The sequence below is a fragment of the Pseudoalteromonas sp. FUC4 genome, from assembly GCF_008370255.1.
GTDB lineage: Bacteria > Pseudomonadota > Gammaproteobacteria > Enterobacterales > Alteromonadaceae > Pseudoalteromonas.
Map to the genome: position 1 here is coordinate 22,446 of NZ_SEUI01000010.1, position 24,391 is coordinate 46,836.

Annotated in this window: 22 protein-coding genes and 7 tRNA genes; 18 read left to right on the forward strand and 11 right to left on the reverse strand. The window is 39.9% G+C overall.

From position 1 onward, the window contains the following. Positions 1–61 precede the first annotated feature (61 nt). From EU510_RS19105 to EU510_RS19160, 11 genes are all read left to right on the forward strand, one after another. A tRNA-Asp gene (locus EU510_RS19105) sits at positions 62–138 on the forward strand. Between the two features lie 27 nt (positions 139–165). After that, positions 166–242, forward strand: a tRNA-Asp gene (locus tag EU510_RS19110). Between the two features lie 41 nt (positions 243–283). Continuing rightward, positions 284–360: transfer RNA gene (locus EU510_RS19115), tRNA-Asp, on the forward strand. Between the two features lie 31 nt (positions 361–391). After that, positions 392–468: transfer RNA gene (locus EU510_RS19120), tRNA-Asp, on the forward strand. A 38-nt stretch (positions 469–506) separates the two neighbouring features. Beyond that, positions 507–583, forward strand: a tRNA-Asp gene (locus tag EU510_RS19125). Positions 584–620: 37 nt separating this feature from the next. Further along, positions 621–697: transfer RNA gene (locus tag EU510_RS19130), tRNA-Asp, on the forward strand. A gap of 54 nt (positions 698–751) precedes the next feature. Next, positions 752–828 (forward strand) — tRNA-Asp (locus tag EU510_RS19135). 225 nt (positions 829–1,053) lie between these two features. Beyond that, positions 1,054–1,767, forward strand: a complete 714-nt coding sequence (locus EU510_RS19145; protein WP_149594759.1) for a response regulator transcription factor — start codon at positions 1,054–1,056, stop codon at positions 1,765–1,767. Further along, positions 1,764–3,122 (forward strand): histidine kinase sensor domain-containing protein, encoded by a 1,359-nt coding sequence (locus EU510_RS19150; RefSeq protein WP_149594760.1) that lies wholly within the window; start codon positions 1,764–1,766, stop codon positions 3,120–3,122. Before EU510_RS19145 ends, EU510_RS19150 begins: the two co-directional genes overlap by 4 nt. Positions 3,123–3,329: 207 nt before the next feature. Then, positions 3,330–5,366 (forward strand): TonB-dependent receptor, encoded by a 2,037-nt coding sequence (locus tag EU510_RS19155; protein ID WP_149594761.1) that lies wholly within the window; start codon positions 3,330–3,332, stop codon positions 5,364–5,366. An 18-nt stretch (positions 5,367–5,384) separates the two neighbouring features. Next, the gene (locus EU510_RS19160; protein WP_149594762.1) at positions 5,385–6,506 is read left to right on the forward strand and encodes a PepSY-associated TM helix domain-containing protein; all 1,122 of its coding nucleotides are present in this window, start codon (positions 5,385–5,387) and stop codon (positions 6,504–6,506) included. A 136-nt stretch (positions 6,507–6,642) separates the two neighbouring features. Here the strand turns inward: EU510_RS19160 and fadE are convergent, their stop codons facing one another. Next, positions 6,643–9,099 carry an acyl-CoA dehydrogenase FadE gene (gene fadE / locus EU510_RS19165; RefSeq protein ID WP_149594763.1) on the reverse strand — a complete coding sequence of 819 codons (2,457 nt, stop codon included), beginning with the start codon at positions 9,097–9,099 and terminating at the stop codon, positions 6,643–6,645. Positions 9,100–9,422: 323 nt separating this feature from the next. Here fadE and EU510_RS19170 point away from each other — a divergent pair, with 323 nt between their 5' ends. Beyond that, positions 9,423–10,187, forward strand: coding sequence for a class II glutamine amidotransferase (locus EU510_RS19170; protein WP_024591316.1), 765 nt, complete (start codon positions 9,423–9,425; stop codon positions 10,185–10,187). 100 nt (positions 10,188–10,287) lie between these two features. Here EU510_RS19170 and EU510_RS19175 read toward each other — a convergent pair whose 3' ends face one another. The 5 genes from EU510_RS19175 to cmoA all read right to left on the reverse strand — a co-directional run bounded on the left by EU510_RS19175 (position 10,288) and on the right by cmoA (position 14,653). Further along, on the reverse strand, positions 10,288–11,040 hold the full coding sequence (locus tag EU510_RS19175) for a DUF3108 domain-containing protein (RefSeq protein ID WP_149594790.1): 753 nt from the start codon (positions 11,038–11,040) through the stop codon (positions 10,288–10,290). 16 nt (positions 11,041–11,056) lie between these two features. Then, positions 11,057–11,704: a phosphoribosylglycinamide formyltransferase gene (purN, locus tag EU510_RS19180; protein ID WP_149594764.1), complete on the reverse strand. Its 648-nt coding sequence runs from the start codon at positions 11,702–11,704 to the stop codon at positions 11,057–11,059. Then, the gene (gene purM, locus EU510_RS19185; protein ID WP_149594765.1) at positions 11,704–12,756 is read right to left on the reverse strand and encodes a phosphoribosylformylglycinamidine cyclo-ligase; all 1,053 of its coding nucleotides are present in this window, start codon (positions 12,754–12,756) and stop codon (positions 11,704–11,706) included. The genes purN and purM overlap by 1 nt, the downstream gene beginning before the upstream one ends. A 190-nt stretch (positions 12,757–12,946) precedes the next feature. Then, complete coding sequence (gene cmoB / locus EU510_RS19190) at positions 12,947–13,915, reverse strand: tRNA 5-methoxyuridine(34)/uridine 5-oxyacetic acid(34) synthase CmoB (protein ID WP_149594766.1); 969 nt, start codon at positions 13,913–13,915, stop codon at positions 12,947–12,949. Between the two features lie 12 nt (positions 13,916–13,927). Next, positions 13,928–14,653, reverse strand: coding sequence for a carboxy-S-adenosyl-L-methionine synthase CmoA (gene cmoA, locus EU510_RS19195; protein ID WP_149594767.1), 726 nt, complete (start codon positions 14,651–14,653; stop codon positions 13,928–13,930). Between the two features lie 116 nt (positions 14,654–14,769). Between cmoA and EU510_RS19200 the strand changes: the two genes are divergently transcribed. Further along, a complete protein-coding gene (locus EU510_RS19200) occupies positions 14,770–15,459 on the forward strand; it encodes a DUF3334 family protein (RefSeq protein WP_149594768.1) in 690 nt (229 codons plus the stop codon). Positions 15,460–15,567: 108 nt separating this feature from the next. On the opposite strand, the gene EU510_RS19205 is transcribed toward EU510_RS19200, so the two are convergent. The 3 genes from EU510_RS19205 to EU510_RS19215 are packed head-to-tail and all read right to left on the reverse strand — an operon-like array spanning position 15,568 to position 17,546. Then, a complete protein-coding gene (locus EU510_RS19205; RefSeq protein ID WP_149594769.1) occupies positions 15,568–16,131 on the reverse strand; it encodes a hypothetical protein in 564 nt (187 codons plus the stop codon). Positions 16,132–16,175: 44 nt separating this feature from the next. Next, on the reverse strand, positions 16,176–16,673 hold the full coding sequence (locus EU510_RS19210; RefSeq protein WP_149594770.1) for a M48 family metallopeptidase: 498 nt from the start codon (positions 16,671–16,673) through the stop codon (positions 16,176–16,178). A gap of 24 nt (positions 16,674–16,697) precedes the next feature. Further along, on the reverse strand, positions 16,698–17,546 hold the full coding sequence (locus EU510_RS19215) for a DUF72 domain-containing protein (RefSeq protein WP_149594791.1): 849 nt from the start codon (positions 17,544–17,546) through the stop codon (positions 16,698–16,700). Positions 17,547–17,795: 249 nt separating this feature from the next. On the opposite strand from EU510_RS19215, the gene aspS reads away from it, so the two are divergent. From aspS to EU510_RS19230, 3 genes are all read left to right on the forward strand, one after another. Then, on the forward strand, positions 17,796–19,574 hold the full coding sequence (gene aspS, locus EU510_RS19220) for an aspartate--tRNA ligase (RefSeq protein ID WP_149594771.1): 1,779 nt from the start codon (positions 17,796–17,798) through the stop codon (positions 19,572–19,574). 119 nt (positions 19,575–19,693) lie between these two features. Further along, positions 19,694–19,924 carry a hypothetical protein gene (locus EU510_RS19225; protein WP_008139093.1) on the forward strand — a complete coding sequence of 77 codons (231 nt, stop codon included), beginning with the start codon at positions 19,694–19,696 and terminating at the stop codon, positions 19,922–19,924. Positions 19,925–19,938: 14 nt separating this feature from the next. Further along, positions 19,939–20,535 carry a pentapeptide repeat-containing protein gene (locus tag EU510_RS19230; RefSeq protein WP_149594772.1) on the forward strand — a complete coding sequence of 199 codons (597 nt, stop codon included), beginning with the start codon at positions 19,939–19,941 and terminating at the stop codon, positions 20,533–20,535. Between the two features lie 71 nt (positions 20,536–20,606). On the opposite strand, the gene EU510_RS19235 is transcribed toward EU510_RS19230, so the two are convergent. Further along, entirely contained in the window at positions 20,607–20,930 is a 324-nt protein-coding gene (locus tag EU510_RS19235; protein ID WP_007377991.1) for a hypothetical protein, read from the reverse strand. A 129-nt stretch (positions 20,931–21,059) separates the two neighbouring features. On the opposite strand from EU510_RS19235, the gene EU510_RS19240 reads away from it, so the two are divergent. Further along, positions 21,060–21,827: an alpha/beta hydrolase gene (locus tag EU510_RS19240; RefSeq protein ID WP_149594773.1), complete on the forward strand. Its 768-nt coding sequence runs from the start codon at positions 21,060–21,062 to the stop codon at positions 21,825–21,827. 58 nt (positions 21,828–21,885) lie between these two features. On the opposite strand, the gene EU510_RS19245 is transcribed toward EU510_RS19240, so the two are convergent. Then, complete coding sequence (locus EU510_RS19245) at positions 21,886–23,088, reverse strand: bifunctional alpha/beta hydrolase/OsmC family protein (protein ID WP_007586983.1); 1,203 nt, start codon at positions 23,086–23,088, stop codon at positions 21,886–21,888. Between the two features lie 267 nt (positions 23,089–23,355). On the opposite strand from EU510_RS19245, the gene EU510_RS19250 reads away from it, so the two are divergent. Further along, positions 23,356–24,195 carry an isopenicillin N synthase family dioxygenase gene (locus EU510_RS19250; RefSeq protein ID WP_008172584.1) on the forward strand — a complete coding sequence of 280 codons (840 nt, stop codon included), beginning with the start codon at positions 23,356–23,358 and terminating at the stop codon, positions 24,193–24,195. Positions 24,196–24,391: the final 196 nt, after the last annotated feature.

Here is a 24,391-nt window from a genome sequence, read left to right on the forward strand (position 1 = left end):
TAGGGGTTGGTTCGTATTATTCACGCCGCTGTCAGGGAGACCTAAACAGCAACGAAAATATGGAGTGGTAGTTCAGTTGGTTAGAATACCGGCCTGTCACGCCGGGGGTCGCGGGTTCGAGTCCCGTCCACTCCGCCATTTTCGTAAAACTTGTAAGTAAAAGCTGGAGTGGTAGTTCAGTTGGTTAGAATACCGGCCTGTCACGCCGGGGGTCGCGGGTTCGAGTCCCGTCCACTCCGCCAACACTTACACAACGTATTGTTGTAAAACATATTCTTATTATGGAGTGGTAGTTCAGTTGGTTAGAATACCGGCCTGTCACGCCGGGGGTCGCGGGTTCGAGTCCCGTCCACTCCGCCAATAAGAAAAAATAACAGTTTAAATATGCGCTGGAGTGGTAGTTCAGTTGGTTAGAATACCGGCCTGTCACGCCGGGGGTCGCGGGTTCGAGTCCCGTCCACTCCGCCAACTATTTAAACAATGTTATATTACAAAATTTGTATGCTGGAGTGGTAGTTCAGTTGGTTAGAATACCGGCCTGTCACGCCGGGGGTCGCGGGTTCGAGTCCCGTCCACTCCGCCAACAAATTAAGTAATAACAAGTATAATGATATCTCTGCGGAGTGGTAGTTCAGTTGGTTAGAATACCGGCCTGTCACGCCGGGGGTCGCGGGTTCGAGTCCCGTCCACTCCGCCATTTGATATCATGATTAAAATTAGTAAGTGCATTACCCCATGCACATACCACTGCGGAGTGGTAGTTCAGTTGGTTAGAATACCGGCCTGTCACGCCGGGGGTCGCGGGTTCGAGTCCCGTCCACTCCGCCACTTGTTATTTCCTCAATAACAAGCTTATATTTGAAAAACACTCAAAACACTCAAAACACTCAAAACACTCAAAACACTCAAAACACTCAAAACACTCAAAACACTCAAAACACTCAAAACACTCAAAACACTCAAAACACTCAAAACACTCAAAACACTCAAAACACTCAAAACACTCAAAACACTCAAAAATTTGTTTTAATACTATAAAAATTATGGCTTTCTATGTCTGCACCACAGGCCTATCAACGCAACAAATCTGATTTTGATATTTTAGTTGTTGAAGACGATACATTACTTAATGATCAAATTACTGAATTACTAGCCAACCAAGGATACTCTGTTACACAGTGTTTTGATGGTAATCAAGCGCTTGATTTAGCGGTTGCTCAACGCTTTAGTCTTATTTTATTAGATGTTATGTTGCCGGGCAAAGACGGCTTAGCAGTGCTTAATATTTTACGTAGTTGTAATAACACCCCTGTAATAATTGTATCGGCAAAACATGCTGAAGAAGAGCGCATTTTAGGTTTATCAGCTGGTGCAGATGATTACTTAGCAAAACCGTTTAATAGCCAAGAATTATTACTACGCGTAGATTCAGTACTAAGGCGCGTTTTTAAACAAAACACAAATACTCCCTACATTGCTAATATTGATGGACTTGAAATAGATAGCCTACACCAGCAGGTTTTTCTGCATTGTGAGCTATTAGCTTTTACGCCTATTGAGTTTGCCTTGCTGCAAATTTTAATAAAAAACCAAGAACAAATACTGTTAAAACCTTTTTTATATCAAGTGGCGCTTAACAAGCGTTTCAGTCAGTACGATCGTAGTTTAGATATGCATATGAGTCGTATACGAAAAAAATTAAATAACGCCGGCTGGGATGGCAGCCGTTTACACACTGTGCATGGGCAAGGGTACTGTATTAAATGACACGACGTTTATTTTGGAAGCTGTGCTTAATTATTGGTACTGGTGTTGTTGCGATGTTTTATTTAATTAATGTCGCGGTTAATCATTTTGAAAATGATATGAGCATGCTAAGTGACTCAAGCCGAGAAGAGTTAATTAATTGGCAAAAAAATGCTGAGGTTGTATTTGATCAAGGTGATATGAGCGAACTTGAGCGTTGGGTTGATGATTTACAACAACAAGAAAATATTTGGGCTGTAATTGCTAAAGCCAATGTGGTTGAGTTAGCAGGTAATCGCTCTCATCGTTATGAGTATACAGGGTATAACTTGGGGCGAAGTATTGATTGGAAAATACATCTGTATTTTGAGCATGCACCCGTTATGCAATTACCTTTTAAAGATGGTGCAACTAGCCTTGTTGTGCAGTTGCCGCAAAGAATGCGCCCAGGATCACTTTGGAATTTAACACGTTTGTCGTTACAAGTTTTATTACCAATGCTGATATTGGTGTATTTATCGATTGTGTTATATCGCCATATTATGCATCCCATTAAAGAACTCGACTTAGCAAGTAGGGCATTTAGCAAAGGAGACTTTAGTGTCAGAGTCCGAGAGCAATTGGGCTCACGCAATGATGAACTATCTCAGTTAGCTGAAACATTTGATTTAATGGCAGAGCGGATCAGTGATCAGATTATGCATCAACGAGTATTATTAACTGATCTTTCTCACGAGTTAAGAACACCTTTAACACGTTTAGATATAGCAACTGACAATTTACTCACTCACAGAGAAAAGGGTGTAGAAGACACGCAAATCAAATTAGAGCGTATTCACAAAGAGTCACAGCACATCCGTAAGTTAGTGGATGACACGCTTACTTTATCTTGGTTAGATAACGAGTCACCTCAGTTGCGCATCGAATCTTTGGATTTAGTCGATTTACTCGAAATTCTCATTGAAGATGGACGTTTTGAGTACCCAGATAAACTTATTTTTGCTGACTTACCTGATCAAGCCCATATTGAAAACAGTAATCACAGAGCATTAGGTCAAGCACTTGAGAATATACTTAGAAATGCGCTACGTTATACACCCATTAATAAAAAAGTACAGATTAGCCTCATTAATTATGAACATGAATATCAAATTATTATTGCAGATCAAGGTCCAGGGGTACCTAAAGAGCATTTAAATACTATTTTTAGGCCTTTTTTCCGGATTGATTCAGCTCGCTCATGCAACAGTGATAGCTTTGGTTTAGGGCTTGCTTTAGCACAAAGGCAATTACATGCGATTGCGGCAACAGTATTTGCTAAAAATGATACTGCAGGTGGCTTGGTAATGACTGTAACGGTTCCTAAAGGTGTATAAATTACATTTCATATTGTGCTTGTAAAAACTGAGCAACGCTTTCTCGTCCTGTTCACGCCCTTACTTACATGTTTTTAGGCAACTAAAGTAGATTGCTCCTAACACGTCTTGTATATGTCCTAAATGTAACAAATGTAAAGTTGCTATGCTTTTAATTAAAAGAAAATGATAATTCTTCTTATTTGCAATTTAGAAGGAGCGTACCCCTTGAAAAAATTAGCCTTAATGAGTGCCATTTGTGCATCATTTAGTTCACCGATATGCGCGCAAGAACTTGCTAAAAGTACAGCGTCTGTTGAAAAAATATCTGTAGTTGGTTCTGCAACTAATTTGAGTATTACAGCTGAAGAAATAGAACAATATCAAGCAAGTGATCTGGCTGATATTTTTCGACATTCACCTTCTGTTAGCGTGGGTGGCTCGGTAGGCGTTGCACAAAAGATCTATATTCGTGGTGTTGAAGATTCTTTGTTAAATATAACGGTTGATGGTGCACAGCAAACATCAACGTTATTTCATCATATTGGTCGTGTAACAATAGATCCTGACCTATTACAGCAAATAGATGTGCAAGCAGGTGCCGGCGAAGCAACAAGTGGTCCTGGTGCTATTGGCGGCTCTATCCGCTTTAAAACTAAAGACGCGCAAGACCTACTTAATCAAGGTGAACAATTTGGTGGACGTGTTAAAGCAAGTTACTTTTCAAATGACGGTACGCGTTTAAGCACTAGTGTATATGGTAAATTAAGTGATACATGGGGTGTACTAGGGTATTTCAGTACTGTGGATCGCGAGAACATGGAAGATGGTGATGGCGATACTATTTATGGTACGGCTGCCGATCAAGATATGATGTTTATTAAAGCCAGTGGTGAGTTAGCAGATAATCATCATTTGTCGGTAAGTATTGAAAAACGCGACGAAGAAGGGGATTTTTCAGCACGGCCTAACTGGGCGGTACAAGAAGGCGATGCTTTGTACCCAAGTGAAGCAGAGCGAGAGACTTACGTTGCTAATTATATATTTTCTCACAATAACTTATTGTATTTAGAGGCGACAGCATACAAAACCGAATCATCTTTTAATGGCGGCCGATTTGCTTGGCTTGCTGACATTGACACATATGGCTTAGATATTCGTAATACAAGTATTATTGATGAACATAAATTTGTTTATGGCGTTGATTATAGAAATGATGAAGTATCGAGTGGGTCTGCAGCAGGTGCAAAAGAAAATTCAGAACAAGGCAGTGTACTGGGTGTTTATGCACAAGGTTATAGTGATATTACTCCACAACTTTTACTGAGTTATGGAGTGCGTTTTGATAGTTATAAGTTTAAACAAGACATCCTATTAGATGAATATTATGGCACTGCAATTACAGAAAGTGCATCGAGTTTAGACGACAATGAAGTGAGCTTTAATATCGGTTTAGCATACGATATTAATGATGCTTGGACAGTCGGGCTTGGGTATGCTGAAGCCGCGCGTGGTAAACAAATAGGGGATGGCTTTACCATTGATGGATATTTATATGACGGTTTAGATATTCCAGTAGCGGATGAAAGTTTAGTACCTGAGACCGTAGCTAATATTGAAGCATCCATAACGTACACTAACGAAAATTTATCCGCTAAGGCCAGTATTTATAATTCGTCTTTAGATAATGTGATATTTGAAGGGTATGAAGGAAACTCGGTTTATAACAATATAGGCACGTTAGAGACTAAAGGGTTTGAGTTTGACCTAGCATATCGCTTAAATTCATTTGATTTCTTTATTGGATTTTCAACTACTGATACAGAGCTTGACCCACGTGATGGGTTGTACAGTGTAAGTTATGATGCAATTGATATTAATGGCTATGAGTTTGTCGGTTTAGGTAACAGCAGAGGCAATACATGGGTTGCTGGCGTTGATTACGACATTAACATCGATGCAAAGGTTGGTTTTAGTGTAACTAAAGTCGATTCACTCGATATTGACACTCTTCATCAAGCTGTTGACCTTGGTTGGACCGATTCTTTATATACCTTAAATAAACCAAGCTACACCACTGTTGATTTATATGGGCAGTGGAATGTGACGAATGCATTATTATTTAATGTTGCTGTTACTAACTTATTTAATGAGTTATATATCGATCATTCAAGTGTGGCTGATTACAGTGAAGTATTTGACACTGTTGTTGGTCCATACGAATCTGGGCGTGATATTCGCTTATCGATTTCTTATCAGTTTTAAGAATAAGTAACTTATTTTATGTTCTTAAAATTTTTTAAAAAGTGGGTCTTTTGGGCTCACTTAATTATAGGTTTAATCGCCGGTTTATTTATTTTTAGCATGTCGTTCACGGGTTTTTTATTAACCTATGAACGACAAATTGTTGAGCTAGATGAAATGCGATTTACCGTAAAAAACACCTATGCTCAACAGCGGCTATCGACTGATGCTGTTGTAGATATTTTGCAAAAATCGCATCCGAGTCAATCACATATTTATATTCGTTGGGTAAATCGAGAAGGGGCTGCTATTCCTGCCTGGGCGGGAAAACATAGCTACTTATTACACCCTTATACAGGAGATGTTATTCGTGAAGGAGAGGGGCTAGCGGCTGGTTTTTTTCACGTTGTAACTGATATACATCGTTATTTATTACTGCATGGCGCTTCGCAAGTGATTGGCAAAAATATAAATGGCTACGCTAATCTATTTTTTATCTTTTTATTACTATCGGGTGCTTACCTGTGGTTACCAAAGCGATTTAATCGCTCTGCATTAAAAGGATATTTATTACTAGCAAAGAGTTATAAATCATCACATCATCGAAATAGGCAGTGGCATTTAGTTTTTGGGATTTGGTGTTTGCCGGTTTTACTCGTTTTGTCATTAACGGCTACTTTGTTTCATTTTGATTGGGCAAATAAAGCGTTATATGGCGCCTTTGGGCAAAACGTACCCGAGCGAGAAAAGCATCTACCAGTATTAAATTTATCGGCTGATAAAGTACCTTACGATGCTTTATTCCAACGAGCTAAAGTACATGCAGCTAATAATGGTGCCGCTGATTGGTATTCAATGTGGTTAGAATTAGGTGAAAAAAAACACGAAGCACGTTTTTATATTGATACCAGTATTGGGAATCGTCAAGAATATGCGTATTCATTATTTTTAGATACTCGCACTGGTGATGCAATTAAAACGTTAAAAAAATCGGATTGGACGCGAGGCGATCAAGCATGGGGAACATCTCGATTTTTACATACTGGAGAATACTTTGGTTTTTTAGGGCAAACATTAGCTGGTTTGGCATCATTGCTCGCATGTTTTTTAGTGTATACAGGCATAGCTTTAGCATGGAAGCGATTGATAACTAATCGCTAATTTACACTTATCATCGAGTATTTGATTGCTTGAGATGTACGATTTTATATAAGAATTTATTTTACACAAAAAAACCAGCGCATTATGCGCTGGTTTGGATTTTTTTACAGCTGGACTGCTTGCTTTACTAAATTAATTAAGCAGCATCAGCTTCTTTTTTAACGTTATTACGCGCGGCTTTGCCTGCAAGTAAGTCAGCAGGGTCAAAGTCATCAACGTTAATAACATCTAAACGAGATTGCTCAACAGCAGCTAGTTTATCAGCTTCTGCTTGGCTTAATATGCCTGCTTCAAGCCCCATTTGCGCTACCTTATCGAGCTGAAAGAATGGCAGTTTAAGACCTTTCTCTTTACATACTCTTTCAAATAATGGCTCAACGTCTAGGATGTCTTTAAGCGTTTGCTCTTGACGACCCACAAGGTTTAGCGGCTCATTTTTTAAGTATACGTAGCTTGCTAAACGGTTACGCGTTTCGCTAGGTACTTGTAGTAGTTGCGCAAGTTTATGCTCAAGTTGGTCAGTTGGTTTACGAACCGGGCGACCAAACGGGAATAACAATACTTTTAAAACACCACGTAGTGGAGCCGAAGGCATGTTATTAATTAAATCAGCAAGTGCACGTTGACAATGGTAAAGGTGATCTTGGCAGCTCCATTTTACTAGAGCAAAATCTTCTTTTTTACGGCCTTCGTCGTTGTAACGCTTAAGCGTTGCAGACACTAAGTATAAGTAACTAAGTAAGTCACCTAAACGTGCTGAAATACGTTCTTTACGTTTTAGTGAACCACCAAATACTGCCATGCTAATGTCAGACATAAGAGCAAGTGATGCACTAAAGCGTGACGCTATACGGTAAAATTCAGCAGTTTCGTCGTTGTACGGCACACTTGTAAAACGAGCGCCGGTAAGTGCAAGCCACATAGTACGTACAAGATTCGACATAGTAAAACCAATGTGACCCATTAGCGCTTTGTCAAATACGTTAAGCGCTTCTTCGCGGTCTTCAATTTCGCACGCACCAAGCTCGGTAAGTACAAATGGATGACAGCGAATTGCACCTTGACCATAAATAATCATATTACGGGTCAAGATGTTTGCACCTTCAACGGTAATGGCAATAGGTGCACCTTGGTAGCCACGACCTAAATAGTTATTTGGCCCAAGCATGATGCCCTTACCGCCAAGTACATCCATTGCATGAATAGTTGCATCACGCATTTGCTCTGTAAGGTGGTATTTAATAATGGCAGAAACAACCGATGGCTTTTCGCCTAAGTCAACTGCCCCCGTAGACATACTAACCGCAGCATCAGAGCTATAAGCGTAACCAGCAAGTTTTGCTAGTGACTCTTCAACACCTTCCATTTTACCAATAGGTAAACGGAACTGACGACGAATGCGGCTATACGCACCCGTTGCAACGGCAATCATTTTAATGCCACCGGCAGAGTTTGACGGCAATGTAATTGCACGACCAACCGATAAACACTCAACCAGCATGCGCCAGCCTTGACCAGCCATATCTGGGCCACCAATAATGTAATCAAGTGGTACGAAAATATCTTTACCGCGAGTAGGACCATTTTGAAATGGAACGTTTAGCGGGAAATGTCTGCGGCCAATTTCAACTCCAGGAGTGTCCGTTGGAATAAGTGCACAGGTGATGCCCGGCTCTTTATTGTCGCCAATTAGGCCATCTGGATCTTGTAACTTAAACGCAAGACCAAGTACAGTAGCTACTGGGGCAAGTGTAATGTAACGCTTATTCCACGTTAAACTAACACCCACAACTTCCTCACCATTCCATTGCCCTTTACATACCACACCGTAGTCTGGAATTGAGCTTGCATCAGAACCCGCTTCTGGCGAAGTTAACGCAAAACATGGAATTTCTTGACCGCTCGCTAGGCGCGGTAAGTAATGATCTTTTTGCTCTTTTGTACCATAGTGTTGTAATAATTCACCTGGCCCTAAAGAGTTTGGTACACCAACAATTGACGAAAGTAATGTTGATTTACTTGTTAGTTTCTGAAGTACACAAGACTGTGCAAATGCAGAAAACTCTAAACCGCCGTATTCTTTTTTGATGATCATGGCAAAGAATTTATTATCTTTTAGATATTGCCATACATCTTGAGGAAGGTCAGTTAGTTCGTGCGTTGCTTCCCAATCGTCCAACATGCTACATACTACTTCAACAGGGCCATCAACAAAGGCTTGCTCTTCAATAGTAAGTTTAGGAACTGGGTATTGGTGAAGCTTTTGCCAATCTGGGTTACCGCAAAATAAGTCAGCTTCCCACCACGTCGTACCGGCATCAATAGCTGATTTTTCAGTATCAGACATGTTTGGCGTTACTTTTTTAAACGTAGCAAAAATAGGCTTGATGATATATTGCTGACGAAGGCCAGTAACAGAAAGAGGAACCGCGATGATCAAAAAGATCAACCAGCTAATTAAACCAAAAGCACCCGCAAAGGTACCAATTAATAAAGTTATAGCCGAAACACCAAGTGCTGTGTTCCAACTTGCTCTGTGGTAAACCGCAGTGCAAAGCAACGCGATTAGAACCAGTGTAAATATGAGTGTCATTTTTATTCCTTAATAGAGGTCAGACCACCTCACTTAGAGTAGCGCTAGTAACAGTAATTTTCAAGTACATAACGATGTTAAATTGTAGTAGAAAGTAACTTTAATACGATATTTAATTACCCGACAGAGGAACGCGCCATAACTATCGTTTAGTCAAAGCATTAGCTGTAAGTAGTGTTAACGTAAAAATAAATAAATCTAATAGCAAAATGACACTTTTTAAGTAAGTATAGCCGTTATAGCAGGCTGCAATTTAGTGTACGCTTAATACATAAATATTCGCTATTTATTTTAATGTATGGTTTTTAAGGGTTATTTTATTAATGTGTGAATTACTTGGCATGTCAGCCAATGTGCCTACCGATATTTGTTTTAGTTTTTCAGGCCTTTTAGAGCGCGGTGGAAATACCGGCCCGCATAAAGATGGGTGGGGTATTACATTTTACGAAGGTAAAGGCTGCAGAACCTTTAAAGATCCTGAGCCGAGTTATCAATCTGAAATAGCAAAACTCGTTAAAGCATACCCCATTAAAAGTGTCTCGGTTATTAGCCATATTCGACAAGGTAACCGTGGGCGAGTGTGCCTTGAGAACACCCATCCGTTTACACGAGAATTGTGGGGGCGCGAGCTCACCTATGCACATAACGGGCAATTATCTAATTATCATGATTTAAAACCGCAGTATTATCGGCCAGTAGGTAACACCGATAGCGAACTCGCTTTTTGTTGGTTGCTTGATAAAATTCGCGAAAAATACCCAAAGCGTCCAAGTAATATGGCGTCGGTTTTTAGATACGCCGCTAAGCTTTCGCATACGCTGCGCGAAAAAGGGGTGTTCAATATGTTATTGACCGATGGGGTGTTTGTTTTAGCGTATTGCACTAATAATTTACATTATATAACGCGCCGTGCGCCATTTGGTAAAGCAACGTTGATTGATGCCGACATGGTGGTTGATTTTCAACAAGAGACCACACCAAACGATGTTGTAACGGTTATAGCTACAAGGCCTTTGACGAATGATGAGCGCTGGCAAAAAATGGAGCCTGGGGAATTTGCGTTATTTAAAATGGGTGAGCTAATTTAGCGCTAAAGCTAAAAACATAAAAAAACGCGATTTAAAATCGCGTTTTTTTATTTAATATACATTTTTATCAGCTTGCATAATTAGTTATTGCAAATAGATGTTATGGCGTCTCTACGCTAGCATCGCTGTTGTCTGCCACAGCTGCAGGAGCTGCAGGAGCTGCGACAGGTTGAGTAACCGTAAACGAGTTCATTTGCACTTCAAACTGTTCCATCCCTTTCTCGCCTTTCCACATACGTACCAGCATGTAATCCATTTCTGGCGCAAACCATGCAATTGCTTGGCGTTTATCGTTATCGTATAAACGCTTTACTTTAATAGCTTCTACATTACCGATAGGCAATGAAATCATCTCGGTGCCAGATACTTCAAAGTTGTAGTCGCGGCGGTTACCTTTTTTGTCTATAAGGGGGAATGAAAAGCTTGTTTCGCCTTTTTTCAATCCTTCGCGCACTTGCACTTGGTACGAAATAGCATCCTGAAATTCATCAGTCCATTCGCATTTAAGTGGGTATTCGCTAGCGCTGCTAGTCACTACTTTGTTTGTTGTATCAAAATCAATTTTGTAATCTTTATCTGGGCCTGTACCGGTGCGGATCATATTGTAATGATGCGGGGTAACCTTGCCATCTTTGTACGTAAACTTTGAGGTTTCTTCGCGAGAGTCAGAAAAAATCATCCACTCAATATTACTGTGATAAGTAAGTTCGTAGTTGTCTTCGCTTAATTTTTTAAGCTCACGTACGGCCTCACCATGATTTTTACCTTTGCGTAAAATATCATAGCTTGCTTGATACTGAGTCAATTCGCCTGCAATTAGGCTAGTTGGAAGTAAAGCGCCCGCACATAACAACAGGGCACTTATTTTTTTATTGTGAGTAGTGCGCGCCGTGTGCAGGAAGTTGTTTTTTGTCAAGAACTGCATAATCTGCTTCCATAGTAAGTCTGTGTTCACTGAACCACTTGACCACCAAAGGATAAATTATATGCTCTTGCTCATGCACGCGTTTTGCTAATGTTTCTGCTGTATCATCCTTGAGTACAGGTATTTGCGCCTGAAGAATAACGGGACCGCCGTCTAATTCTTCAGTAACAAAGTGAACACTTACGCCATGAACATCATCTTTTGCATCAATTGCTCTTTGGTGGGTATTCAGCCCCTGATACTTAGGCAACAAAGATGGATGAATGTTCAACATTTTTCCAACATATTTTTGCACTAAGTCAGGAGTAAGAATACGCATAAACCCAGCTAATACAACTAGATTTGGCATAAAAGAGTCGATAACGTTCATTAATTGCGCATCGTACGCTTCGCGCGAGTCAAAATCTTTATGACTGAGCACTTTTGTAGCAATACCTGCTTGTTTTGCACGCTCTAGGCCATAAGCGTCTGCTTTATTACTAATAACAGCCGCTATGTGTCCGTTTATCTCGCCACGTTCGCAGGCATCTATGATGGCTTGTAAATTAGAGCCACTACCCGAGATTAAAACTACCAGACGAGTCGGTGCCATTACTTAGCACCACCTACAATTTCAACTTGCTCTTCGCCGGCTGCTGCATCTTGAATTTCACCAAGGTGCCATGCATTTTCGCCCAAGTCTTTTAGCATTGTTAAACTTTGCTCAAGTTTGTCTGCAGGAACGACTAAAACCATACCTACACCACAGTTAAATGTGCGGTACATTTCGTGTGTAGTAATATTACCGTTTTCTTGTAGCCAGTTAAAAATAGATGGCCACTGCCAGCTATCACCTTTAACTACAGCTTTTGCTGAAGCGGGTAATACGCGTGGAATATTTTCCCAAAAACCGCCGCCAGTAATATGCGAAAGCGCATGTACGTCAACGTTTTTGAATAACTCAAGTAAAGGTTTTACGTAAATACGCGTAGGCTCAAGTAGAGTTTCGCCTAATGTTTTACCTTCAAAGTCAGCGCTGGTATCAGCTTTTGACACTTCAAGTACTTTACGAATTAAAGAGAAGCCATTTGAATGAGGACCGCTTGAAGCAAGTGCAATAAGCTGATCGCCTGCTGCTACTTTTGTGCCATCAATAATTTTTGATTTTTCTACAACGCCTGTACAAAAGCCTGCCATGTCGTAGTCTTCACCATCATACATACCTGGCATTTCAGCTGTTTCGCCACCAATTAGGGCACAACCTGAAATTTCACAACCTTTGCCAATACCTGTAACTACGTCAGCTGCTGTGTCTACATCTAGTTTACCAGTTGCATAGTAATCTAGGAAAAACAGGGGTTCAGCACCTTGAACAATTAAGTCGTTTACACACATTGCAACTAAATCAATACCAACCGTATCGTGTTTTTTTAAGTCGATTGCTAAACGAAGTTTAGTACCAACGCCATCTGTGCCTGCAACTAATACTGGTTGCTTGTAGCCTTCAGGAATTTCGCAAAGTGCGCCAAAACCACCAATTCCGCCCATTACTTCAGGACGACGAGTTTTTTTAACTACGCCTTTAATACGCTCAACAAGTGCATTACCAGCGTCGATATCTACGCCCGCGTCTTTATAGCTTAGAGACTGTTTTTGTTCGCTCACAGGTTTTCCTCAAAATAGTTGTTTTGGGTTGCTTAGAAACGCGCGTATTTTACAACAATTGCAAGGTCGCGGCTAGCGTAAATGTAATTTTGAAATAATTAACAAGGACACTTGTCCGCTGTTTGTTGTTTAAATAAACAAAAAAACGCCCGTAGGCGTTTTTTTAGTATTAAAGGCGTTAGATTAACAGCTATGCTTTTGCGGTTAATATGGCTCGAAGTGGAGCGGGGTAGCCTTCAATTGTTTTACTTGTATCGTTTGGATCTAAAAAGTCGATTAACGATTCGTTTTCCATCCAATTGGTTTTGCGTTGTTCTTCAAGCGTGGTAATAGCGCAATCTTTTATTTGCACATCTTTAAAGCCGACGCGTTCCATCCAGAGTTTTAAAGCGGCAGTACTTGGAATAAACCACACGTTGCGCATTTTGGCGTAGCGATCAGTAGGCACGAGTACTGTGTTTTCATCGCCTTCAATTACTAGGGTTTCAAGCACTAACTCGCCGCCTGGGCGAAGCTGCGCTTTTAATTGCGCTAAAAAGTCGATAGGTGAGCGACGATGATAAAGTACGCCCATCGAAAAAACCGTATCAAACGCTTTAAGCTCGGGTAATGCTTCAACGCCTAGTGGCAGTAAATGTACGTTTTCGTCTGGGTTGTAGTGTTTAATTGCCTGAAACTGACATAAAAATAAATCAGACGGATCAATACCCACTACAAACTCTGCGCCTTCACCACGCATACGCCATAAATGATAACCAGAACCACAACCAATATCTAAAACAGTGCGGCCTTTTAATGGCTCAATATGAGGAAGCAGGCGGTCCCACTTCCAATCACTGCGCCACTCTGTATCTATTTCAATACCGTGCACATTAAATGGACCTTTGCGCCATGGCATCATGCGTTTTAATAAATGCACGGTTTGCTTTTGCTCGCCATCACTCATCTCCTCTGGCGCGCCAATTTCCACCTTAGTAGAAATATCAACATGCGAAGTTGCTACCTCAGGCAAGTTTTTAAGTACTTTTTGCCATTTAGGCAAGTCACCATGGCTAGCCTCGTTTTGCCAATGTTTTAATTGAGCAGGGAGGGTTTCTAGCCAGTGACTAAGTGGGCTTTGTGCGATAGATGCGTAAAATTGGTTAAACCATTGAGACATGGATGACTCTCTTTATTTAATTGCTACCATTGAGCAAAAATTAAAACATTGATACCACACTTGAGTTTGGCTAAAACCAATATCTTGTAAGCGAGTAAAGTGGGTGCTCAGTGTATCTGGGCGCATAACGTTTTCGATGGCGGTACGCTTTTGGCTTATTTCAAGCTCAGAGTAACCATTGTGTCGTTTAAAGTCGTGGTGCAAATCAATCAATAAATTGTCGCATTGCTCGTTTTCAGCTTTAATTTTTTCGCTTAGCAGCAATACACCACCAGGTTTTAAATTAGCGTATATTTTTTCAAGCACGGCTTGGCGCTGTGCGTGTGGAATAAACTGCAGCGTAAAGTTCATTGCCACAACCGATGCGTTTTGAATTTCAAGCTCGTTAATATCGCCCAAAGTAACAGTAACCGGCACGTCCGATTTAAAACCTTGTAAATGCATTTTACAACGCTCAACCATGGCTTGTGAGTTATCTACTGCAATAATGTGGCAATTATCAGTGCGAATATTACGACGCATGCTAAGTGTTACTGCGCCAAGTGAGCAGCCTAAATCGTAAAGATTAGAGTTACTTTGCGCATATTCACCGGCAAGTTTACCCATTGTACTGACAATAGTTGCGTAGCCAGGCACAGAGCGCTGGATCATATCTGGAAAAACTTCGACTACATTTTGGTCAAAGCTAAAATCTTTTACTTGTTGCTCAGAGGCATAAATACTGTCTTTTATGGTCACGAAGGCAGTCTCTTTGTAAATAATAGAGTTATTTTAACATTTTATACTGGATAGTCAGTGATAAATTCAGTAGCTTGACTAGAATTATGAATAATAAGTATAAAAGAGAAGATTAAATGAGCAAAAGTAAGGTCATCAACACAGACGATATATTAGCAACCCTTTGTCATTCGGTTACAGGTGTACTTACATCAGCCAGCGGTAACGGTATTAGTTACTCTGCCATGGTGCAAAAAATAACACGTACATGTATGCGACCAGATATTGGTTGCTTTGTTTTATTTGACGGTGGTTTTACAGGGCTCGTAATTACCAACTTTACTTCGCAAGCAGCGATGGAAATTTATGGCGATTACATGCGCAATATGGGAATGCCAGAAGATGAAATAGCGCATAGCCATTTATCAGACGACGTATCAAACGTACTAGGCGAGTTGATGAATCAAATTGTTGGCGACTTTACGTCTAAAGTGCGTGAGCAATTACATACGTCTATTACGCAAAACCAGCCAAAAATGATGGCAATAAATAAGCAAGTGCAAATATCGGTAGATACCACAATGGATCGCCCGCAAGCCCGCCGCGTAACATTCACCACAAGTAAACAAAATATTTTTTACTTGGAATTAGCGATGGATAAAACAGAGTTCATTAAATTACATGACTTTGATATTGCAGAAGCACTAGACCCAGATGACATAATTGAAAACGAAGCTAAAAAGAAAGCTGAAAAAGAAAACGCAAAGGCTAAAGACATTGTGCAAGACGACGCAGATGACGACTTTATGGCAGGCTTAGGGCTTTAACCTTATGTTGGGTTGAGGGAAACGAAACCCAACACGCTTTTTAGCTGTCAGTTGAAAAGTTACTTAAAAACGCGGTATAAAATCGCGTTTTTTAATTTAAATAACTAGTTAGTTGTGAAAGTCACATCGATTTCTGAAACGTTTACTTTTATTATCAGAAAGTGATTTTTCTAAATGTTCAATACTTTGTAACATACCATCAAAATACTTTTCCGTGGATATATTATTCCTAGGAGAAACGAAGCAGCTGCTTTGAAGCTGTAAAAGAAACTTGATTGAGTCCTCGAGAACAATCGAACGTTCAATATTTTCGATATAGTTTCTGTACGTTTCCTCTATCTCTTTTTTTTGTACTTTTGATTCTTCAAGCATTTCTTTATGTTTATCTATGTATAAAGATGCATAGTTAGGAAAAGAGGTTTCTAATTTCGTAAAAATTAAGCTGTGTTGGTCGTATGCATCAGTAAGGTTATCAATCGATTTAGCAAATAAAGCTCTGATATTCATTTTTACTTCAGCTAACTTCATTCTTTCCCCATGTGCTCTAGATGCTTTTGCATTTGAAAGCATTTTAAAACTTAGATAGACAGCGAAGACACTGATGATTAAAAATATTAGTGGTTGTATTTTAATCATAAACTCTAAGAAAAGACCGAAATCTCTTAAATCCATTTTTAAATCCTTAAGCTGTTGATAACGTTGTATTTTACATCTCTTTATCCATACGGGTTTTCTCCCATCGCTACTACCACACAAAAAATTCTTAAATCTAACTCTAGCTGGTGGTAACTCGGCTCCATATGGCAGCAAAGTTGATAAAAGCCTTTGTTATGGTCTTTTTCTTTAAAGTGGGCGAGCTCATGTACCACTAACGCTTTTAATAACGGCTCGGGAGCGCGGAGCAAGTCGCTGTTTATCGCTAAATCGTGTTTACGGGTTTTACCTTGCATTCGATACGTATGTGTACCGAGTGCATTGGTCACCATGTCGCCTTGCTTTTTAAACGCCGCGCGCCCAAACGGCGGTGCGTTTTTTAAATACTGTTTTTTAAGCTCGGTTGCGTAGCTATAAAGTAGTTTATCGCTAGTAATGGTATGTGCTTGCGGATACTTTTTAAGTAAGTAGTCACATACCTTGTTGTTATCTATAAGGCTTAATACTTGCTCAACAATGTTAGCTGGGTAGCCGGTAAAGTAATGTGTGTATTCACTCATTATAATTTCTCTGTCGTTTTACTTTTAAAAAAGTGCTTGCTGGTGGGCTTCTTTTTCACCGCTGAATAGATTTAATACTGAGTGATTGTACCCTAGGTCTTCACAAAATTGACGTGCAAGTAGTGGCGATTCGCGATTATCGGCAGTATGAAAAAACACATATGGTGTTTTTCCTTCATCAAGCCATTGTTTTACTTTGCTTAGCCACGGTTTATAAAAGGATTTATAGTCATTTTGTAAGTTAGCTATCACAAAGCGCGCCATAGGCTGGGAGCCTGTAGCAATAGCGTGCACTGGTAAATGAGGCTTTTTTTGCTGTGCATCTATTAGCGCTTCGGTTGTTGGTTTTACCGCAAATAGGGCGCGAGTATCCATCGATATGCGATTTATGTTATTTGCCATTAATAACTGATTAAGCGCTATTTCGGCTTCACCCTTTTGAAAAAACGCAGTATGGCGTACTTCTACACCGTAATTAATCTCTTTTGGTAATAGGCTAATAAATTGGGCTAGCTTGGATAAGTCACCAGGGCCAAATGCTTTAGGTAATTGCAGCATGATTTGCCCGGTTTTTTCTAAAATAGGGGAGAACAAGTTAAGCCAATCAGTAAGCTCGGTTTGAATATTAGTTAGGTGCAGCTCGTGGCTAAAGCGACGATTAAACTTAAACGTAAATTTAAAATCGTCGGGTACGCTGTTTGCCCAGCGCAATACGGTGCTTGGCGATGGGTCGGCGTAAAAACTGGTATTGCCTTCCACAGAATTAAAGTGTTGTGCGTATTGGCTAAGCATATCGGCGTTTTTACATTGGCTTGAAAATAAATTGCCTTTCCATGCGTTGCTCGACCACTGAGGGCATCCAATATATAACATATAAATAGCTGATAAATTACTTCGTGGCGCAAGTGTACCAAATACATGCGGTGGTTGCTGCAAATTAACATTACAAAGCTAAACACACGCCCTAGCATCTTGATACTACTTGGGTATAATGCAGGGCTTAATTTGATTATTTTTAGATTGCTAGCGGCTTTATTTGTATTGTGGTGACCTGTTTTTTAAATCACACGCCTTAAAACAAATGAATATAACCGTTTAAGCCTTTTATCTGACAGGAAAACTATGCGCTCTATATATTGCGGACAGCTAAATAAAACTCACGTAGATCAAGAAGTTGAACTATGTGGCTGGATCAACAAACGACGTGACCTTGGTGGACTTATCTTTGTCGATTTACGCGATAGAGAAGGTTTAGTACAAGTTGTATTCGACTCTGACATTGAAGAGTTAATGAGTTCAGCTAACACACTTCGCCAAGAATTTTGTGTTCAGCTAAAAGGTACTGTACGTGCACGCCCTGATAGCCAAGTAAATAAAGACATGGCAACAGGTGAAATTGAAGTTTTAGGTACTGAGCTTACAATTATTAACCGCTCTGAACCGCTTCCACTTGATTTTAACCAAGTAAACTCTGAAGAGCGTCGTTTAAAATACCGCTACCTAGACTTACGTCGTCTTGAAATGAGTGACCGTATTAAATTACGTGCTAAAGCAAGCAGTTTTGTTCGTCGCTTTCTAGATGAAAACGGCTTTTTAGACATCGAAACACCAGTACTTACTAAAGCAACGCCAGAAGGCGCACGCGATTATTTAGTACCGAGCCGTGTTCACAAAGGTAGTTTTTATGCGTTACCGCAGTCTCCACAGTTGTTTAAGCAATTGTTGATGATGTCGGGTTTTGACCGTTACTACCAAATTGTTAAATGTTTCCGTGATGAAGATTTACGTGCCGATCGCCAACCAGAATTTACCCAAATAGATATAGAGACCTCGTTCATGAGCTCTGATCAAGTACGTGGTATGACTGAAAAAATGATCCGCGAGATGTGGCAGTCATTACTAAACGTTGATTTAGGCGATTTTCCAATCATGCCTTACAGCGAGGCAATGAGCCTTTACGGTTCTGATAAGCCAGATTTACGTAACCCAATGAAATTAATTGATGTTGCCGATTTAGTTAAAGACGTCGAGTTTAATGTTTTTTCAGGTCCGGCTAACGACGAAAAAGGCCGTGTTGCTGTATTAACAGTACCAGGTGGCGCTAAGCTTTCTCGTAAACAACTTGACGATTACACTAAGTTTATTGGTATTTACGGTGCTAAAGGTATGGCGTGGATGAAAGTAAACGACCACACTGCCGGCGCTGAAGGCGTTCAATCACCAGTGGCTAAGTTTTTAAGTGAAGACGTAATTACTAAATTGCTTGAACGTACTAATGCACAAACTGGCGATATTATTTTATTTGGTGCCGATAAGCGCAACACAGTAAACGAAGCTATGGGCGCACTGCGCGTTAAGATTGGTGTTGATTTAGAAATCACTAACCTTGATAGCTGGGCACCACTTTGGGTTGTAGACTTCCCAATGTTTGAAGAAGATGACGAAGGCACATTACATGCTGTGCATCATCCATTCACTGCACCAAAAGATATTACTGCAAGTGAGCTTGAAGCAAACCCTGCTGCGGCTATTTCAGATGCCTACGATATGGTATTAAACGGCTACGAAGTGGGTGGCGGTTCGGTACGTATTCATAATGCAGATATGCAAGAAACTGCATTTAGAATTTTAGGTATTAACGAGCAAGAGCAACAAGATAAGTTTGGCTTTTTACTTGATGCACTTAAATACGGTACACCACCACATGCTGGTTTAGCATTTGGTCTTGACCGTTTAGCAATGCTTTTATGTGGTACCGATAACATTCGTGACGTTATTGCTTTCCCTAAAACAACACAAGCGTCGTGTTTATTAACTAACGCGCCTAGTAAGCCTAATATGGATTCGTTAGCTGAGCTTGCAATTAGTGTTGTTGAAAAAGCGATACCTAGCGAAGAGTAATTTTTGTTTAGCTTATTGAGCTAAATTTAAAAACCCTTAAGTTATATGCTTAAGGGTTTTTTTGTGGTTAAATTTACAGCAGAGTGTATTTTAACCGAATAGACGAAAAAGGAATTATTATGTCGATCAACGCAACCTTATTTGGTGAGTTCTTAGTTTTTTTTATTGTGCTGAGTATTCCTATTTTTGCTGTAATTAGCTATAAAATAGGTAAGCGTAAAAGTACTATGCCTGGAGTTTTAGCTTTTGTAGGTGGTTGTTTAGCGCTATTTCCACTATTTGCTTTGATTTTTATTGCAGTGCTTGCGCTTAAAAAAGATTTACCTAAAAATAACGTCTACGCCCATTAAAAACTAGGTTAATAGTGTCAATTTCAAATAATAATCACTACTTCGACGAGCAATTTAATGTTTTGCAGCACGAAGAGCAACTAACTGAAAATTCTGAGTTTGAAGAGTGCACATTTACCGATTGCGACTTTTCAGGCGGGCAGTTTAAAAATTGCCGATTTATACAGTGCAACTTTAAAAATTGTAATTTATCGTCACTTAAATGGAACTACAGCTCGCTTGAAGATGTAAGTTTTAGCCACTGTAAATTAAATAGTCTGCAATGGACTGACGTGGATTGGCCAGCGCTTAGTATTAACGCACCGGTGAGTTTTAATTATTGCGATCTCAGTAATAGTTCTTTTTTTGAATTAACCCTCAAAGCCCTCAAACTAACACACTGCTTTGCCAAAAATGTTGATTTTAGACATGCTGATTTAAGCGGTAGTGAATTTACAGGAACAGATTTTCGCGATAGTGAGTTTTTTCAAACTAACCTAACAAAATGTGATTTTGTAGGTGCGACAGCATTTAATATAGATTTGAATAATAATATGTTAGCGAATGCTAAGTTTGATCGCTTCGAAGCACTTAATTTGCTTACCAGTCTTAATATAGAGCTTTGTGATTAATTTAGTTTAATATGATTACTATCTAGAAGCGACAGCTTAGCTGGGCTTCTAGATACTGCGTGACTTCGTAATTAACGGCTAGGGCCATTTTTATTACGTGCACTGGCAAGTTGTCTCGCGATTGCTAATAACGCGGGTGAAATATCTTCAGCGCCGTCTTTAATTAGTTTTGTAACGTCACCTGATGAAAACAAACCGTCACGTGGTGATTTAATACCTAACTCACGAACAAAATCCTTCGTTTTACCTGTGCTGCCTGTTTCGATGAACTTAAAAATAATACGTTCATTGTTGTTTTTAGCAGGGGTTTTTAGTGTTTCGATTTCGTCATGTATTGCCGTTAGTTTGTCTTCTAAAATTTCTATACGTTCTTGAATGCTATTGTATGATTTCATTTATTGGATCTTTTACTAAATATATTTAAACAATGGCGGCTATTATCGCATAGTTTGACAATAGAGAATGCAAACCTATAGAGTAAAAGTTATTTTTAATTAAAAACAATAATTTATATAAGTTTAAATATGCAAAAAACACTTAAAAAGCTTTTTATATTAAGTGCACTAGCTCTAAGTACACCAGTAATAAGTAAATCAGTAATCGGCGCAACAGGCTATGCAAACGATGGCCTTATAACTGATCAAAGCCGTAATCGCACTATTCCTATAAATATCACACTACCAAGTAACAATGCTAAGTGCACTGAAAAAGTAAAATGCCCTGTAGCGTTTATTAATGCGGGCTACGGTATTAGCCATAACGAATATACGTTTGCTAGTAATGCGTTTAATCAGCGTGGATATTTAACATTAGCCGTTGCACATGAGCTAAAAAGCGACCCTGGTCTTAATCGTGAGCAGCCTTACTTAACTACTCGCATGGAAAACTGGCATCGTGGCGTAGTAACGCTTAAGTTTTTAGTTAATGAGATATCGAGTAAATACCCAGCGTATGATTTTACAAAGCTCACCTTATTTGGGCATTCTAATGGCGGTGATATTTCCGCATTATATGGCTCTATTTATCCCAATGAAGTAAGCCAAATTATTACGCTCGATCATCGTCGTATGTTGATCCCACGTAATAAAAACATTCGCGTACTTACTCTACGCGGTAGTGATTACCCAGCTGATGCGAATGTGTTGTTAAATGATTTAGAGCTGGATAAGTTTCCTGTTACACAAACTCTAATAGAAAAATCGTGCCATAACGATATGTACGATGGCGGGCCAAAATGGCTGGTGGATAGAATGAGTAAAGAGGTAGAGGGATTTTTAGATAGTAAAAATTAGGTCTATAAAAGTTAAACCATAGCGCAGTGTTACCTGCGCTATATTAATTTTACGGCAGTTATTCTACCAGTTCACTTACAATAACTGGGTTATTATGTAGTGTTTTATGCACTGGGCATTTGTCGGCTATTTCGAGTAAACGCTGGCGTTGTGGCTCTGTTAAGTCGCCACGTAAGGTGATTTTACGGGTAATGGCTTCAAGGTTACCTGTTTGCTCACAATCGTCGCAATCTTTGTTGTAATCGCGAGTGTGATCAAGCTCTACTTTTACATGCTCCAGTGGTAAGTTTTTACGTGTAGCGTACATGCGTAGTGTCATGGCCGTACAGGCACCAAGCCCCGCTAATAAGTGATGATACGGATCAGGACCTAAGTTTTTACCGCCTACTTTTATTGGCTCATCTGCAAGCCAAGTATGATCTTTAGTGCTCACGTGCTGAGTAAATACATGGTCTTTTTCTTCAACGAGTACATTGCCACCCGTTAAACTTGCTGTGTATTTAGTTTTGTCGTACTTAACATAACGGTTTGCCCACGTTGCAATTATTTGTGCAGCGTAGTCGGCATCGTTTTTATTTGTTAAAAGGTGATCGGCGTTATCTAGACTAATAAAGCTTTTAGGGTGTTTAGCTGATGCATAAATTTTTTCAGCTTCACTAATATTTACCGTTGCATCAATAGGGGAGTGCATTACTAATAATGCGCGCTTAAGCTTACTAATGTGGCTTTTATCGTACTTGGCTATATCGTCAATAAATTGCTTTTTAATGGTAAATTCACGACCAGCTAAGTTAACTTTTGCTTCACCTGCTGCGTTAATTTCATCAAGGTGTGCTTCAAAGTTATGCGCTACGTGCTGCGCATCTGACGGTGCACCAATGGTTGTAATAGCCGATACTTCAGGAATATGCTCAGCAGCAGCAAGAACGGCTGCCCCGCCTAAACTGTGGCCAATGAGTAGTTGTGGCGCCGCAAAATGCTCACGTAAATGATTTGCCGCTGATACTAAATCTTGAATGTTTGATGAAAAGTTACTGTTAGCAAAATCACCATCACTATTACCTAAACCAGTAAAGTCAAAACGCAGTACGGCAATCCCTTGTTGTGTTAATGCACGGCTGATCCGTGTAGCTGCTGCAATGTCTTTACCGCATGTAAAGCAGTGTGCAAATAGCGCGTAAAACTTAACGTCACCAGAGGGAAGTTCAAGTTGGCCGGCAAGTTCTAAATCGCCGCTTTTAAAAGATACTTTTTGTCGCATGGGGAGCCTTATTTACACAAATAAAATACATTACAATAGTAGACCAGATATAAGTACTAAACCTTGCAAATTCAACGTTTTTTTATAAGTTGATCTTGATCAAGCCAAGTGGCGGTGACTATGCTTTGCGGACATATGTCCTTATGTTTTTGAGGTCATTTGTCTATCCTCGCATAGCGCTATAATGAAGGCTTTGCTACTTTATATAAGTAATTTAGCACTATTAAAAGCAACTCACTTCACACAACCTATTCACTGGAACGTACAATGCAATTACCCACTGTTGATTATAAAGCTCCCGATGCGGCTGCACAATTTGTTGAATCGTTAAGAAATACTGGATTTGGCGTTTTAAAAAACCACCCAATCCCACAGTCTTTAGTTGAGTCTATTTACAAAAATTGGCAAGACTTTTTTAACTCAGAGCAAAAGCACGACTTTTTATTCTCTAAAGAAACTCAAGACGGTTATTTTCCGCCTTCAGTATCAGAAGTAGCGAAAGGCTTTACAATAAAAGACATTAAAGAGTACTTCCATGTGTATCCTAAAGGTCGAGTTCCTGCCCAGCTTGAAGCTGACGTACGTGAATACTACCGTTTAGCAAGTGAATTTGCTGGTACATTGTTGAGCTGGGTTCAGGCTGAAGCACCAGCTGATGTGCGTGCTAAGTTTTCAATTGATTTAAAAGACATGATTGCCGATTCTGAGCAAACATTGTTACGTATCCTACATTACCCACCAATGACGGGTGATGAAGAGCCAGGTGCTATTCGCGCAGCAGCCCATGGCGATATTAATTTATTGACTGTATTACCGGCTTCTAATGAGCCTGGTTTACAAGTTCAAAAAACAGATGGCGGTTGGTTAGACGTGCCATGTGATTTTGGCAGCTTAATTATTAATATCGGCGACATGCTACAAGAAGCGTCGGGCGGGTATTTTCCATCGACAATTCACCGTGTAATTAACCCAACGGGTAAAGCATCTACTAAATCGCGTATTTCACTACCGTTATTTTTACACCCGCATCCAGATGTTGTGCTTTCTGAGCGCTACACGGCAGATAGCTACTTGCAAGAACGTTTGCGTGAGTTAGGTGTTAAGTAACTCTAATACTTAGAGTAATTAAGTATAAACAAAAAACGGCTTATGGCCGTTTTTTGCATTTTTAAGCAACTTGAGTACCGGTTTTATTTTATTGAACGGTGCTCAATTGCCAGCAACGCAAATAATGGCATGCATTCTTAGCTACTACAGGTATAATGCGCGCAACTGGCTAAAGTAGCCTTATTTAAAAGAGAGT